At 57.5% G+C, this 14,678-nt stretch carries 9 protein-coding genes and 1 pseudogene; 5 read left to right on the top strand and 5 right to left on the bottom strand.

Annotated elements, in window-relative coordinates:
* Window positions 1-8 precede the first annotated feature (8 nt).
* The 5 genes from BDK88_RS21560 to BDK88_RS11620 form a co-directional block, all read right to left on the bottom strand.
* Entirely contained in the window at window positions 9-809 is an 801-nt protein-coding gene (locus BDK88_RS21560; RefSeq protein ID WP_207225274.1) for a sulfatase-like hydrolase/transferase, read from the bottom strand.
* A 25-nt stretch (window positions 810-834) separates the two neighbouring features.
* On the bottom strand, window positions 835-1,161 hold the full coding sequence (locus BDK88_RS22340; protein WP_207225273.1) for a sulfatase-like hydrolase/transferase: 327 nt from the start codon (window positions 1,159-1,161) through the stop codon (window positions 835-837).
* Window positions 1,162-1,319: 158 nt separating this feature from the next.
* Window positions 1,320-2,150 (bottom strand): IS5 family transposase, encoded by an 831-nt coding sequence (locus BDK88_RS11630; RefSeq protein ID WP_130500527.1) that lies wholly within the window; start codon window positions 2,148-2,150, stop codon window positions 1,320-1,322.
* Window positions 2,151-2,312: 162 nt separating this feature from the next.
* Window positions 2,313-3,875, bottom strand: a complete 1,563-nt coding sequence (locus BDK88_RS11625) for an alkaline phosphatase family protein (protein ID WP_130500526.1) — start codon at window positions 3,873-3,875, stop codon at window positions 2,313-2,315.
* Between the two features lie 24 nt (window positions 3,876-3,899).
* A complete protein-coding gene (locus tag BDK88_RS11620; protein ID WP_130500525.1) occupies window positions 3,900-4,934 on the bottom strand; it encodes a glycosyltransferase family 4 protein in 1,035 nt (344 codons plus the stop codon).
* Window positions 4,935-5,022: 88 nt separating this feature from the next.
* Between BDK88_RS11620 and BDK88_RS11615 the strand changes: the two genes are divergently transcribed.
* From BDK88_RS11615 to BDK88_RS11595, 5 genes and pseudogenes are all read left to right on the top strand, one after another.
* Window positions 5,023-6,492, top strand: a complete 1,470-nt coding sequence (locus tag BDK88_RS11615) for a sulfatase (protein ID WP_130500524.1) — start codon at window positions 5,023-5,025, stop codon at window positions 6,490-6,492.
* Between the two features lie 46 nt (window positions 6,493-6,538).
* Complete coding sequence (locus tag BDK88_RS11610) at window positions 6,539-8,140, top strand: alkaline phosphatase family protein (RefSeq protein ID WP_130500523.1); 1,602 nt, start codon at window positions 6,539-6,541, stop codon at window positions 8,138-8,140.
* Between the two features lie 48 nt (window positions 8,141-8,188).
* Window positions 8,189-9,748 (top strand): alkaline phosphatase family protein, encoded by a 1,560-nt coding sequence (locus tag BDK88_RS11605; RefSeq protein ID WP_130500522.1) that lies wholly within the window; start codon window positions 8,189-8,191, stop codon window positions 9,746-9,748.
* Entirely contained in the window at window positions 9,748-11,217 is a 1,470-nt protein-coding gene (locus tag BDK88_RS11600) for an oligosaccharide flippase family protein (protein WP_130500521.1), read from the top strand. Before BDK88_RS11605 ends, BDK88_RS11600 begins: the two co-directional genes overlap by 1 nt.
* Before the next feature lie 337 nt (window positions 11,218-11,554).
* Window positions 11,555-14,470: pseudogene (locus tag BDK88_RS11595) on the top strand (oligosaccharyl transferase, archaeosortase A system-associated).
* The last annotated feature ends 208 nt before the right edge of the window (window positions 14,471-14,678 follow it).

Below are 14,678 nucleotides of genomic sequence, written 5' to 3'. Positions count from 1 at the left end.
GTCGGTGTTTACTCGAGATAGCCCAACTCTTCGAGTCGGTCACGTGTCTCCGCACCGACTGCCATTCGATCCGCTCCTTCGACACCTGTGCCGAACGATGTGAGTGCGTCCTCAAGGTCTACGGGGACTGCCTCGAGCGGCTCTTCCTCTAGATATTCGTCGAGGCTGAACGCAAGCACGGTGTCGTTCTCCGGTACTGCGATCGCCTTCCGGTCGCCGCGCCACACTGCACGTTGATTGTACCCATAGGCTAGTTCCTCACATAAGAGCGCCCGGTCGGGCGATTGATCCTCAATGGATCGACCGGCGACGCCGTCGGGTACGTCGGCGCCAAGCGCTTGGAGGACCGTCGGTGCGACATCGACAAGAGAGACAGGATACTCATACCGATCCCACTTGATATTGGGGGCGCGTACCCATAGGGGAACGCGTGCGACTTCTTCAAGAACACTATGGCCGTGGTCGGTCGCATAATATCCTCGTGGACCATCGTTGAGCTCTCGCTCGAGGGTGGGATGTTCCCAGAACGCTTCGCCGTGATCACCGCAGATCACGATGATTGTGTCGTCATCGAGATCCGCTAGCAGACCTGCAAGGGCATCGTTCACTCCTCTGATTGCCGCGTCATATGCACGAATCCGAGCGTCGCGGTAGGCATCGTCGATATCAGTTTTCTCCCGATATCGCCAGTCGGCAACGCCGTCTATCTGAGGGACATCAAACGTGTCGCGGTGTTCGTCGGGTATATCTATCGGCGCATGCGGATCCCCAAGATGTAGATAACAAAACCACTTGTCCCGGTCTGCCATCCATTTACGAGCAGTCGAAACCCGTTCAACCGCGTCGGTGTACCGGACCGAAACGTTCTGGAACCGATCGCCGACCGCCTTCTCTGCTTGGGATAGCTGTCACCATCCCGGTCTCATATCCTGCAGCCTCAAGCAGGTCTGGTAGCGTAGCGACATCAGCACGGGGTCGTCGGGGGAACTGCTCAGCAGAGAGGTTTCGCGGATCGGTTTCAAAGCGTGCCCCGTATTGATGTGGGTGGCATCCTGACAGCAGCGACGGTACCGATGGAAAGGTCCATGTACTCGGTGCCTTCGCGTTCGGGAAAGCAGCACTGTCGAACTTGTCGAGTCCCCGGTGTTGTCTCTCGATCATATCCGAACCCACTCACATGATCAGCACGGAGGCAATCCACGACAACCATCGGAACGTTCTGGTGGTTAGTCACGTTTGCCCTGAATTCAGGCTCTCGCTTTTGGCGCTGTAGTCGATGGTTGGTTCGGCTGTGTTGAATCGCCATACGGCGTCGGATTTCACTGTCTGACGGCCCGCTTGATGTTATAGACAACACACATCAGTGTGATTTCACGGAACTCTCGATACCAGGTACGCGCTCGCACGGCGTAGCCGAGCGAGCGCTTGACAGCTGAGTTGACGGTTTCGGCCATTGACCGCTGAGCGTACCGATTGTCGTCAATGCGGGCGTTATGTGCGTGATCGTACGGAGCGAAAATCCGGTGTTTGATCAGTGGGCGAATGTCGAGTTCACGCAGTCGTTCTCGGAGTTGTTGCTTGTCATAGCCTTTGTCAGCAGCAAGTGACCGCAGATCGCCCGCCGGAATGCGGGCGATCTGCTCGGCGAGGTCTGCGTCGCTTCCTTCTAACGTCGTCGAACAGTGGAGATCAAGAACGGCTTGTGTTGCTGTATCGACGAGTTTTGTGACTTTGAGCGTTTGAACGCGGTAATTTGTTCGGTGGCAGTAGTGGCGGCTCGCACGATCACGTTCGTAGAATGTTGCGTCGATAGCAGCATGTTCAGAAGGGTTGTGCAGCTGCGCCGAGTGGCGCAGCAGCACTCGACAGACACTCATCTCGATCCGATCAAACGCCTTACACAGCGTAGATGGAGCGGGGAGATCGGCCACGTCAAGGCCGATCTCCCCTGTTATTTGCGGCATTTCCTTCAACAGATCGATCGTCATCCGATAGGATGTATCGAGGTAAATCCGGAGACAATGCAGCGAAATGAGGGCATAGTCGGCAAATCCGCCGCCACCAGTCGGGGCGGCGGATTCGCCTCGTTCACCCGTAACTCTTTGTGCAATCGAGACGCAACGCTCGGTGAAGCGGGAGATTTGCGTCATGGACAACCAAATTTTCCCGCTTCAACTCCTTCGATTTACTGACCTTCCCCGACGCCGTCTAGTGATTCAACGCAGCCGTTGGTTCGGTGTTTTAGATCCATCCAGACGTTGTTCAACCGTGGAAATCGTTTCAGTGGATTCATTGATCGTTTCCCCTCGCTATCATTCCATATACCCTAGCTCCCGAAGTGTCTCTTCGACTTCTGGACCGACTTCGCGTCTGTCTGTCCCGGTCGCAGTCGGTGGTCCCTGATCGACCGATCGTGCCGCGGGATCTCCGGTTAATACGTCGAACCGCACATCACCGTCAACGTCCTCCGGGACGGGTACACCGAAATAATGCAACAGCGTCGGCGCGAGGTCGTATAGTTCGATATCTGTAGCTTCGTCGGCAATATTGTCGCCCCACGCAGCGAACACACCAGTCCGGCGGTGAGTCGCTAGCCATTCAGTAGTCTCACCGAACACCTCGCCACCGATTGACTCGGGGGCGTCGATGGCCGGTGCGTATTCCACGAGGAGGTCAGGTCCACGAGGTTGATCTCCGGTATAGATATCGGTCGGGTCGTAGACCGCGGTCACCACAGGGTCACCCGTGGGCGTCTTCTGGTCCTCGAGATCGGCGGCAAGGTCCGCTGCGTAGCGGTCGGCAGCGTTATCCTTCGCGAAGGCATCCCGATTGATGTAGATCGGTCCACGCCCGAGCGAAATCGCCTTGGTCTGACCCCAGTCGATTTTGGCGTCCTGAATCGCGACCCGTCCACTCTCGCTCGGGAAGAATCGCTGGACAGACTCAGGGATCATCGACTGGGCGAGGTTGACCAGCCCTAGTCTGGCGACGAATCGTTTGAGGCGCTCCTTAGTGAGGCCCACACTCGACAGTACATCTCGAGTCTCAGACTCCTCAATTACGAGGTCGCCGCGATCAAGCAGCCACTGGTTGACGAGAAATATCTCGTCGATCTTCTGGAATCCGTGGTCGCTCAGCAGGACAACCGCCTCCGCGTCGTCGCGCTCGAGTAGGTCCGCGAGCAGGTCGTCAATATATTCGTAGGCCGCTCGCAGTTTCTGTGGCCGGTCCCAGAGACGGTGCTGAAGTGTGTCGGTCGCGAACAACGTGGTGTGGACGAGATCGCAATCCTTCTCGTCGGCGAGCCACGTAGCGGCGCGAAACCGTTGTTCGAATAACGTCGTCGCCTCATCGACCAGTTCGTCTGGCGTTGCCTCGTCGAGTACGAGATCCGGCTTAACGCGGTAGTCAGGGATCGCCTCAAGCAGGTCTTCCTTCAGAGAGTCGGGAGCAGTAAACCGCTTGCGCTCACTTGCGGGACTACCGGCGACAATAAAGGTGCGACCGCCGTCTGTGGTCTGTGTCCCGTCGTCCGGTGGATGTGTCGTCGGCATGTTGATGACGCCGACCCGGTGGCCCCGCTCGGCCAGCACGTCCCAGTACTCTCGCGATCGGAAGTCACTAGCATCGTTGGCCGAAATCTCGTGGGCGTCCTTATCGTAGGCGAACCACTCGTAGACGCCAAGCTTCCCGGGTGTCTTTCCGGTCGAATAACACTTCCAGGCGGGGAAAGTGACTGGCGGAAGAGTGCTTTTGAGGTCGCCAGCGACGCCTTCGTTTAGTATGCGGTCGAAGGTTGGAAGGTATTCTTCCTCCATCCAAGGCCGCAGTAGCGACCAGTCGGCCCCGTCAAGGCCGACGACGTAAACGGTCATGTATGGCCAGTCGCTCTTTCCCGGCTAAAGTGCTTTGAGTACCGCACGGAAGGCTTCGTGAAATGCAGTCGTTCTGGACTCGGGATCGAACCGGGCTCCGCGTTTCCGAGCGTGAGTCGCGAGCTCCTGCCGATCGTCGACATCGAGCTCGAAATATGCACTGACGCCGCGAGCAAGCGCATCCGCGTTTGGATCCACGACGAGTGACGGATCGATCGCGCTGGCCTCGGAGCGAGTTCCGGTCGTCTGTGTGACCAGCGGAACGAGTCCGGCACGCATCGCCTCGAGCGTGCTCACAGGGAACGTGTCCATCCGCGACGGCTGGACGAATAGCGATGCCGGTTTGAATGCGTCGGCAAGCGCCTCGACATATCCCTGAACGCGGACACCTGGCGTCTGGGCATACGCTTCGGGGTGGCCGCTCCCGACGACGTGGAGTTCGGCGTCCGGAATCGTCTCGCGAACCCTAGGCCATGCCTTCACGAGCATGTCCACACCCTTGTACTCCCACGGACGGGCGACGGTCACCGCGACGTTCGACTCGAGGTCGGGAGTCACGTCGCCGAGTGCATCGTACGTGTCTGGCTGGATGAACGGATGGGCGACCTCGATCGGCGTGTCCGGACCGACGATGGGGCGAGTAAACGCCGCAGCGAATTCCGAGACTGCGATGACGCCGTCGATACCGTGTCGCCCGATGGAGCGAACTACAGGCGCCCCAAACCTGCCGATCATCGACTTCAGTTCCGAATCACCCTCGAAATCCGCGTTCCCAAGCCGGTAAAAGCCGTGATCGGCACAGAGATAAACCAGTTTCCCGTCGCGGGCGAACCGACGAGTCAGCGCGGCGTACAGCGGCCGCGATCCTTCGACAAGATAGACATCATAGTCGGGATAGACGAGCCCGTTGAGCGTATCCTCGAGAATCGTTCCCTCAAGCGGGCCAACGTCGAGTCGGTGATAGTCAACAAGGTCCGCACCAATCACTTCCGCGAAACCGCGGTGGGCCGGGTGCGGATCCTGGTGGAGCATCGCCACGCGGGCGGCGTCAGGATCCATGATTGGGAGAGTGTCTGATAAATAAATAAACCTCTTGCTCGGGAATGGATCCTATGAGTTTTAATATATCAATTACACTGCTACGTGTATGGTTGATCAGCCGAACATTCTTCTTTTGATATTTGATACGCTCCGGGCTGATGCACCCTCGTACGGTGACAGTGCGTTCCCCGTCGAGACCGAAACGATCGATGAAATAGCCAGGCGAGGAACGGCATTCGATAGTGCCTTCGCTGTCGGGCCATGGACGCCACCGTCACACGGTGCGATGTTCTCCGGTCGCTATCCGAATTCAACCGGTTTCAATGGAGCATGGCCGACTATGCCGGATTCAGTTCCACTTCTCGCGGACTGGTTCGCTGACCGTGGCTACCAGACATATGGAATCCCTGGTCCGGCCAAAATGGGATCGGAAACTGGCCTTGACCGTGGTTTCAATCACTACTTTGAAGTGTATGAAGAGGTAGCCGAACGTCCGTCACTGGCCTACTTCAAACAGCTTCTAACGGACCCGCTCATCCGCCGAGACTTCGTTCGACTTGTTGGACGCGGTAACGACTACTACACTGAGATCAAGTTCGAGAAACTCAGAAAGTGGCTTGATAACACGAGTGAACCCTTTTTTGCAATGGCGAACCTGACCACGGTCCACGCACCTTACGACCCGCCCCGTCCCTACAAGCAGGAAGCTACGCCAGAACTGTCACGACCTCGGTATGGACTGAGCGAGGAACTGCTTAACCAACCCTGCGAATACGATAGCCCCGTAGTCAACGACGACCGGTTATTTGCCGCAGCCGACGGTGCGGACGCACAGAGTATCGCGTTGCGATATCGCGACGACCCATCCTCAATTTCGACGTCCGAAATCGAAGTACTTAGACGGTGGTATGCTGCAAGCTTACGGTATCTCGACGATCGGCTTTCGACCTTCTTTGACTGGTTCTCCAGCGAATCACTGGCTGACAATACGATTATCGTGCTCACGTCTGACCATGGCGAACTATTCGGTGAGCACAATGCTATGTATCACGGGAACTTCCTCTACGACGAAATCACTCACGTACCTCTTGTATTCGCTGGTCCGAACGTTCCAGCAGGCGAACGACGAACCGATCTCGTATCTCATATCGATCTGTTCGCTACGCTCTGTGACCTATGTGGGCTTGAAGCGCCCACGACCGATGGAATTTCACTATTTGGGAAACGGCGCCGTGAAGCTGTCTTTACGGCCGAAGCGCCGTCTAATCTTCACGATACTAACGCTGCGGATACCGTTTCGACCGACACTCTACGAGAGTTTGAGCTCGGTCGGAAGTCTGTCCGCACCAGCGACTACCGATTTGAGCTGCGGTCCGACGGCTCCGAACGTCTCTACCGGCTACCGGGCGAGACGCTCATCGACGACCCTGATGAGTCGATCATCGAAAGCCTCCGAGACAGGGTAATCAAGACGCTTGGAGCGGAATTCAATGACTCGAGAGGGGAGGCCGATGTCGATGACGACCTCAGTGCTGGCGTCAGGCGGAACCTCCGTGAACTTGGATATATTGAATAGCTCGACGAAAAGCAGTTTTAAGCCCCACGGACTGCTGAGTCGAGATATGCAGACCCTTTTGGTCGGACTCGACGCTGCCTGCTTTCCGGTGATCCGGCCCTTATTTGAGGATGGCGAGTTGCCACACCTTGAGACGGTGTTCAAAGACGGGACAGCAGGCCGCCTAGAGTCACAGATTCCGCCGTGGACGGCAAGCGCGTGGCCATCGCTATACACGGGGGTCAATCCCGGGAAACACGGCGTCTTTGACTTTCTGCGGTTTGACGGCTATGACTGGGATATTGTGAATTCAACCGACGTTCGCCAGCGGACCCTCTGGGAGTACGCTGATGAAGCTGGAATGACAAGCGTCGTAGTCAATGCCCCGGTGACGAGTCCACCGCCAGACATCGATGGTGCAGTTATTCCAGGATATCTGGCTTCCGAGGATCCACAATCCCATCCCACGGGAATCCTTGACGATGTTCGCGATGCGATCGGCGGCTATCGGGTCTATGCCCGCCGAGAGACCGACGAACGCGTTGGCGCGGAAAAGTTTGACGACTATCTCGAACTCAGTCGGATGCGCGGCGAGGCGTTTCGCTATCTTACTGATCGGTTCGACCCCGAGTTCGGATTTATCCAGTTCCAGAAGACCGACGCAGTATTTCATGACTTCCCTGGCGATCACGAGAAAGTTAGACAGATCTATCGAGCGGTCGATAAGCAGGTTGGCGCGATTCTCAACGAATGCGATCCAGATACTGTTATCGTCGCCAGCGATCACGGTATGGGCGAGTACGAGGGCTACGAGTTCCGGGTCAACCAGTATCTCCACGAGGCCAGCGTCGTCAAGACGACAACGGAGGGGCAAGGCGTCCCTTCGTGGTTCCAGATCAAGGACGAACGTCTGACCGAAAGCGGTACGGGCGAGTCTGGCCATCCAGTTCTCGAGCGCTTCGCCGGTACTGCGGCGAGTATGGGATTAACGTACCAGCGGGGCAAGGCGATCCTCGAGACACTCGGTCTTGCCGAATTCGTCGGCAAACATGTACCCGTCGGTGCTGTCTTTGCTGCGAGCGATGCAGTTGATTTTCGGATGTCACAGGCGTATTTGCGCTCACCTTCGGAGCTAGGCGTTAGACTGAACGTCGAAGGTCGCGACCCCGACGGTGTCGTCTCTGCTGACGAGTATGAGATCGCTCGTGATGAGATCATCACACTTCTGTCCGAGGCCACAACTCCGGATGGAATGCCGGTGTTTGAGGAAGTAGCTGAACGCGAAGAGTACATCTATGGTCCCTACGCCGACGAGGCAGTCGACATCCTTACCATTCCGAACGACTTCCAGCACTCCTTATCTGCGGTCGTCGGTCGCCAGTTCGGTGATCCCGAACCGTATAATCACAAACGGAACGGGGTCATCGCGCTCGCCGGCGCAGGCGTCGATACCGACGCCGAACTCGTGAACGCGCAGTTGTTTGACGTCGCGCCGACAGTGCTGGCGTCGCTGGGTATTGCTCCTGCTAAGACGATGGATGGGGACGTTCTCGGGATGCTCGACCCGCCCGAGCCGACATCCTACCCCGAATACACGGTCCGCGAACAGACCGCAACCGAGGATGATGAGGTCGCTCAGCGACTCTCGGATCTCGGCTATCTGGAATAGCCGACGCGGAACACATTCCTTTTGCCAGTTGTCTGCATCATGGCGCACATGATCATCCTTGGACTCGACGGAGCTACCTTCACGCTCATCGAGCCGTGGGTGGCCTCTGGCCGCCTCCCAAACTTTGAGCGGCTTCTCGAGGAGAGTGTCCATGGTGAACTCGAAAGCACGATCCCCGAGATCACGGTTCCGGCGTGGCCCGCCTTCGCGACGGGTCGTGATCCGTCGGTGCTGGATATGTATGGGTTCACTCATTTCAACCGAGAAACTCGAGAGAACGACCTGAGCCACGATGAGTTCGTCCCTGGTAAGATGTGGGACGTTATCGACGAGCAAGGTGGCTCGTCGGTTGTGTTCAATATCCCCGGTTCGTACCCGTGGCAGGAGATCGATGGAACCATTATCGCGGCCGCCCCCGAGTATAAAGACGAGTACGCGCAGCCGCCGGAACGGTGGGATGAGTTGACAGACCTTGTCGACGGCTACAAACTCCGTAACGACGAACCACCGGGATCACGCGCCTATGTCGATTTGAGTCTCGAGTTGATCGACAAGCGCTTCGACGCATTTGAGCACTTCGTTCGGACGGAGTCTCCCGACCTAGCTGTCGGTCTAATTCGAGCGACTGATCGCGTTGCCCACCACTACTGGGGCGATAAGGACGTCCCACCGGCATCGCCGGACAATCCGGTGTTTGAGATCTATCGCCGTGTTGACGAGCGTCTTGGTGCGTTCCTCGACGCACATGCCGACGAAGATATCATCGTAATAAGTGATCACGGCTTCGAGAAAGTTCGTGCAAGCTTTGCAGTCAATGTCGTCCTCGAACAGGCCGGTCTCGTTTCGCTGACAGACTCCGGTGATACAACCAAGGCGGCACTTGGGTCGGCCCGTGACATTGCAAGTGACGTCCTGGGTCGCGCGGGATTGCTGACATTGGCCCGAAAGGTGGTTCCTGAAAGTGCACTGACCGACATACCGACCGGCGATACACTCGGACTTGACAATGCTTTGAGCATGGACCGTATCGATTGGACGGAGACGCAAGCGATCGCGGATGTAGGACAGAAGACGACGATGGTGTACATTCTCGAAGACGATGCCGACGAAATCGATCGCGTCCAAAGTCGCGCGGAATCTGCTCTCCGTGAGAGCGCCGAGCGGGAAGGGCTTGAGATACGGTTCAAACAGCTTGAACGTGGCGGTCCTCACACGCCCGATCTCTGTATGATCATCGAGACGCCGGAGGTCCACGCCTCATCCCGGTTCGATGCTCCAGATACACTGTTTGAGGTCGACACGAGTGGACACGCTCGCGAAGGGATCTTCCTGGCCCGCGGCCCCTCGTTCCGCGATGGGACTGTCGACGGTGCCAGTCTGGTGGATATCGCACCTACAGTCTTGCACGCGCTCGGATACCGGTTGCCGGAGTCGATGTCCGGCAACGTACTCTCGATCTTTGCGGGCAATGCTGACTCTGCCCAGCGCGATCCCGAGTACTACGACTTTGTCGGATCTGACGCCGTTGCTGCCGGTGGGGTTTCCGGTGATGATGAAAAGCAAGACGAAGTCAAAGATCGATTGCGCGAACTTGGCTACCTCGAGTAATGAAGGTCGGTACGGAGATTTCGAAACGGTTTGCGACGAACGTATTCGGAACTATCGCTGGATTTCTTGGAACAGTTTTCTTCACTCGCGAACTCGGATTCGATGGAATCGGGGTCTATGCGATTTTCTTTAGCGTTCAGATGGTGGCAGCGAATCTCGTCAGCTTTGGACTGTATCCAACTCTCATCAAACGAGTCAGCGAGAAGAAACACGAAGCGCGTCAATTCACGAGCGCCGGACTGATCCTTCTCGGCGGTGTCGCCATAGTAACCGTTGTATCGCTGGCGTTTCACCATCAAATAAACAAGTTAGTAGGTGTTGACGCCGCACCACTCGTTCCACTTGGTGTTCTGTCGTGGGGCCTGTTTCGACTTTCGGGATCGTTTCTGGAAGGCAAACAGCGGGTCGCTCTCGTTGGTGCGATAGAGAACGGTCGGTACGTACTTATTGTACCGATTCAAGCTGCATTGATCGGTTTGGGATTCGGTGTTCCTGGCCTTATTTGGGGGCTAATAGCTGGGCAGTTCCTAATTTTTCTGATTTCGTATGTCGGATTCGCACGTGTCGTCCCTGCACGACCCTCGATAGAACTGTTTCGGGATTTTATCCACTATTCCAAATACGCGTACGTTCAAAGCGTTACCAGTCAACTGTTCAAGCAAGCAGATTACATACTACTCGGACAGTTCGTCGGACCCGGAGCGGCCGGCGTGTACCAGAACGTGTTCCGGATCACTGAAGCGTCAATGTTGTTCTCGTCCGCACTGGCCCAGGTCACGTTCCCGCAATTTTCGGCTCTGACGGAGGAAGGAGATGATGAGCGGATTGCTGATCTATTGACGAGCGTGTTCACATATGCCGGATTGTTTGCGGTTCCAATGATCGGCGGGGGCGCCGTGATCGGTAATTCGCTCTTGTTGACAATCTACGCTAATAGCGCAGGGACGTTCTCCCTTCCTGTCATTGGTGTCGTCGGTACGGCAAACGCCTTAATCCCAGTACTCGCTGTAGCAAACTTGCTCAATGGCTATCGCGAAGGATTAGAACATTTCTTCCTCGGGACAGAACGACCACGGCTTTATGCAGCCAGTGGTGCCCTTCTAATATTCGTATATGCGCTGTTATCAGTTCCTCTTACACTATTGGCTGGTTCGTGGGGCGTTGCGTGGGCGACCGTTCTCGCGTTTGGTGCGAGTGTCGTCAGTTTACTCGTCTTTCTCGATCAGCAAATCCCGCCATCGGCGCTCAAGGATGTCGGATCACAGTTCGTCTCGATGGTAGTTATGACCACCATCGTATACGGTCTCAAGTTGCGACTTGGCGGTGCATTCGGATGGTTCCGGATAACATTACTGATTGGAATCGGTTCCATGACCTATTTCGCGATTCTGCTGGCACTGAACGAGAGGATTCGCATTGACGCAGTCAATGTGATTCGAGATCTTTGCAGAGAAATTATATCTAGCTGACATTTTCCGGGCCTAAACAGTAGTTGTCGATTCAGATTTCAGGGTGATCGTTGGAGCGGGAGGAGGTCAAAGAAATCCGGGTCGTTCAAGCGGAGATGCGAGCAGCCAACAACAGGTGAGACACGTAAGTCACATGGAGAAACAGTCTCGCCAGTACAGATGGGCCTGCGCGCCTGTTCCACGATAATCCCAGTGAATTTAGCTATCATCGACGAGAGTCCTCTTTTGGTGCCTATTACGCTACACGACCCCAGTAGATTCCTTTGTCCTTAGCGGATATCAGAAGAACGCTGGTATATGACAAGGCTTATTCTTGACTTGGGTCTGGTGCAACCTAATGAGTACAGACACCGAACACGTCGAGGAAGGGACCGAAACCTCCCTCCTCGAGTCGTGGCGAGACTGGTATCACCTCCCTGTACTCGGGGTTGTGATGCTGTTCATGCTCTGGGTACGGACTCAGGCGTACGATCAGTTCGCCACTGACGACGGCACGCCCGCGTTTGCGGGTATCGACTCGTGGTATCACTGGCGGACGATCAACTGGACTGCCGAAAACTATCCGCATACGATGCCCTATGAGGTCTGGACGGGGTTCCCGACTGGCACCTACGTCGGCCAGTTCGGGACACTGTATGACCAGCTCATCGTCACTGCGGCGATGATTGTCGGTCTCGGTGATCCGTCCCAGCAAACCCTGTATACGGTCTCACTGCTCGCAGTACCAGTCATGGCCTCGCTCGTCGCGATCCCTGTCTTCTATGCAGGGCGGCGACTCGGCGGCACGCTCGGCGGCCTCGTTTCCGTCCTCGTTATCGCGCTCTCGACGGGACAGTTCCTGTCTCGATCGACGGTTGGCCAACTTGACCATCAGGCTGTCGAGCCGCTCTTCATGGCCATCGCAGTCGTCGCGATGATGGTCGCTGTCACTGCGGGTGAACGCGAGAAACCGATCTACGAACTGGTCGTCGACCGGGACTGGACCGCCCTTCGGACGCCGGCAATCTATGGTGCCCTCGCAGGACTCGCGCTGACGGTGTACATTTGGGTCTGGCCGTCAGGTGTCTTGCTTGTCGGTATCTTCGGCGTCTTTTTCGCCGTCCAGCTTTGTCTCGACTATGTTCGCGGTGTATCGCCGGACCATATCGCGTTCGTCGGCGCGGTCAGCCTCGGTGTGACTGCTATTCTGACAGTATTGTTGATCGAACAACCTGGCAGTACGAGCCCGACGACCCTGGGACTTCTCCAGCCGCTGGCAGCTCTCGGCGTTGCCACCGGCTGTATCTTCATGGCCTGGCTCGCCCGCGAGTGGAACAACCGTGGCCTCGAGCGCCGCTACTACCCTGCTGCGATCGCAGGTATCATCGTCGCCGCAATGGCCGTCATGTGGCTTGTACTTCCCGGGCTCTATAGCACGCTTATCGGGAACCTCACGAGCCGAATGATCCCGCTCAACCCCGGAACGGGGACGCTCACCATCGTCGAGGCCCAGCCGCCGGAGGACTTCTTCAACCGTGTCTTCCAGGAATTCGGTAGCGCGTTCTACACGATGCTTGCCGGCCTCGCGTTCCTTGCGATCCGCCCACTCTTCGGCCGCAAGTTCCGCGCGGAACACACCCTCGTCATCGTCTGGTCGCTGTTCCTGATCAGCATGGCCGCGACGCAGGTGCGGTTCATGTACTACCTCGTGCTCGCGGTCGCGATCGTCAACGCGGCGTTCGTCGCCGAACTCGTCCAGCTGTTCAATCTCGACCTCGAGAGCGGCCTCAACTCCATCAAATCCCTCGAGACGTATCAGGTGGTCGCTGTCGTGCTCGTGGTCGTGCTCCTCTTTGCGCCACTCCTCCCGCCGCTTGCACAGGCTGGTGGAACGGCCTGGGAGGTCGGCGAAGCGACGGGCCCCAACTCTGACGCCACGACGTGGGAGGCGTCGAACGAGTGGCTGCAGGAGAACACGCCCGCGCCGGGGAACTACGGCGGGGCGGACAACGCCGACCAGCTCGACTACTACGGCACCTACACGCCGGGTGATGGTGACTTCGAGTATCCGGAGGGTGCCTACGGCGTTATGTCGTGGTGGGACTACGGCCACCTGATAACGACACAGGCCGAGCGGATTCCCCACTCGAACCCGTTCCAGCAGAACGCCCGCTCGTCGTCGGCGTTCCTGACCGCTGAATCCGAAGACCGCGGGGAACTGATCCTCGAGGGGATCGCCGCCGGTGAACCCGTTGCCGATCGGTCGACCGAAGAACTGCAGCAGGCGGTCTCGGGCGACAATTCGGACGAGGAGATCCGCTACTGTGATGATCGACTATGCGATGGCCGGCGGCAAGTTCGGGGCGATCACTCAGTGGACCGGTCCCGGATACGGCCATTACGTGACGCCGGAGGACTACAGCGGCCAGCCGATCAGCGCCGACGAGGTCGGTCAGGTCTTCGGTGACCTGCCATACGACGACACGATGACGTCGAAGCTGTACTTCGACGACGCCGAGGATATGGAACACTACCGGCTCGTTCACGAGAACACCGACCCTGGGATAACGTTCTTCGTCAGCTACGCGCGGGTCAGTGACGGCCAGGTCGTCCACATCGGCGAAAACGGCCAGCCGGTCCAACCCGGACAGGGACAGCCCGCCGTCGTCGTCAATCCGACGCGTCTCCCAGCAGACGGTGCTGGCAACTCCAGAACAGCCCGAACTACCGAGTCTTCGACGCCAAGAGCGCGGCCGCCGTGAAAACGTTCGAGCGCGTCGAGGGTGCGACGATCACTGGCACCGTCGGCGACAGTGTGTCGAACGCCGACAACGCCACGGTCGCTGCCACGGTGGAACTCGAGACGAATTCCGGCCGGACGTTCAACTACACGCAGCGTGCCGATCTCGCGGCCGACGGGAGCTTCGAACTGACTGTGCCGTACGCGACGAACGACGAACTCAGTGTCGAGGACGGCTACACCAACAGCAGCGTCGAGGCGACCGGTAACTACACCGTCAACGTCGTTGCGACCGGCGACGGCGAGCCAACCTACTACAGCGGCGAGACGGCTGTCCCCGAGCCCGCAGTGGTGGACGGCGACAGCGTCGATGTCTCGCTCGAGGAAGTCACAACGCCGCCGGGCGGTGTGACGGACGGAACTGAAACTGACGATGGATCGACCGACACGGAAAGTACCGACGCGTCGGGGAACGAAACGGAGACTCCGTCTACCAACGCGCTCGCGCCAGTTACGGCCGAATCAGCACACTGACGGAAGGCCGGCCGCGACAGCTCGCGTCGCGGCTCGAGCGTCGATCTGTGGTTTGACGGTGTAACTGTTTTTGATCGGCGCTACGAGTGGAACGACAACACGCTCGCCGCTATTGTACACTGCTGCAGTCATCGGGTTCAGTTGACGACGTCTGTTGCAGGGGAATCGATATCGCAGATCGCGTGTGATGAGACAGTAGGTGCGATCT

It is taken from the genome of Natrinema hispanicum, assembly GCF_004217335.1.
Taxonomy (GTDB): domain Archaea; phylum Halobacteriota; class Halobacteria; order Halobacteriales; family Natrialbaceae; genus Natrinema; species Natrinema hispanicum.
This window is presented reverse-complemented; position numbering and strand designations above follow the sequence as displayed.